Raw genomic sequence first — 1,527 nt, 5'->3', positions numbered from 1 at the left:
GCCAAAAATATCATTCGCATAGTGGCCTTGGTCGGCTGCGTTTGGCCGTTTGCGTTTGCCGCCTATGCCGACCGCATAGCGTTTCTCGTTCCATCGCAGATTATCTACCCGGGCGAGATAATCGGCGGTTCAGGACTTCACGAAAAATACTTCACTATCAGAGCAAGTGCGGCGGGCCAATATGTCCTGTCTTCGCAACAGCTTGTCGGCAAGGTGGCGCGTCGTACTCTGCTGCCAGGACAGCCAATTCTGGTCAATGCATTGAATGAGCCTGATCTGGTCGAGCGCGGCGTTCCGGTAGCTCTGGTGTATAGCACGGGCGCATTGGTCATCACCGCCAAAGGCTCGCCGATGGAAGCCGGACACGCTGGCGACTTCATCAAGGTACGTAATATGGACAGCGGCATCATCGTCTCCGGCACGGTGTTGGCTGACGGCAGCATCCAGGTCGGGATGCAATGATGCGTTTTACAACCGCTCTCCTTGTGGGCATACTGGCAGGTACGGTGGTCGTGAAGGCAGCTGAGCCGTCGCCGAACGCCAAACTATATGGCACACCTGGCGAAGCCAAGGCTGCATGGCGAAAGGCTGAAGCGCAGGCCGCACTGCAGAGAGGCGATGATGGGAACTGGGGCGGTGCCGCGTCGCCTTTGGGGGAAGGCGGGGCGATTGCCCGCTTGAAGGATATCGCCAACATTCAGGGCGTGCGCGAAAATCAGCTCGTCGGCTATGGTCTCGTCATAGGCTTGAATGGGACGGGCGACAGCCTACGCAGCGCACCCTTCACCGAACAATCCTTGCGCGCAATGCTCGACAATCTCGGCATCAGCCCACCTCCGGGCTCTTCGCGCGTAAAGAACGTCGCCGCGGTTATCGTCACCGCCAACCTGCCGCCCTTTGCCGGACGGGGCTCACGCATCGATATTACGGTTTCCTCCCTCGGTGACGCGACATCGCTTGCCGGTGGAACACTGGTGATGACGCCGCTGGCGGCGGCCGATGGCCAGACCTATGCTGTTGCACAGGGCAATATGGTCGTCTCTGGGTTCGTGGCTTCAGGACAGGCCGAAACCTTGACTCAAGGTGTTCCGACCAGTGGCCGTATTCCGAACGGCGCGCTCGTCGAAAAGGAAGTGACGGGCAATTTCGGCCAGGACGAACTTGTGGTTGAATTACGCGAGCCGGACTTCACGACAGCCGTACGCATTACCGATACGATCAATGCCTTCGCCAAGCGGCGTTACAACCAGCCGGTTGCCAAAGAACGCGACTCAAAGACGATCCGCCTGCGCAGGCCAAAGAATATCTCAGCAACACGGTTTCTTGCCGAGATTGAGGGTCTGCCGGTCGTGACCGATGAGGTCGCGCGCGTTGTCGTCGATGAGCGGACCGGCACGGTGGTGATCGGTGAGAAAGTGCGCATTTCGCGTGTCGCAATCAGCCATGGCAGCTTGTCGGTGCGCGTCACCGAGACACCGACGATCGTCCAGCCTGAGCCTTTTTCCGATGGCGTGACTGCAGTTGAGC

2 protein-coding genes are annotated in these 1,527 nt (G+C 59.1%); both read left to right on the top strand.

Features of this window, described 5'->3' with window-relative positions; all coding sequences use genetic code 11:
* Window positions 1-9: 9 nt before the first annotated feature.
* A complete protein-coding gene (flgA, locus tag ACXJ5O_RS26600) occupies window positions 10-462 on the top strand; it encodes a flagellar basal body P-ring formation chaperone FlgA (protein ID WP_457302527.1) in 453 nt (150 codons plus the stop codon).
* Window positions 462-1,527 (top strand): flagellar basal body P-ring protein FlgI (locus ACXJ5O_RS26595; protein ID WP_457302526.1); only part of this gene is annotated, 1,066 nt, incomplete at its 3' end. The genes flgA and ACXJ5O_RS26595, both read left to right, overlap by 1 nt.

Source organism: Phyllobacterium sp. P5_D12, assembly GCF_054049495.1.
This window is presented reverse-complemented; position numbering and strand designations above follow the sequence as displayed.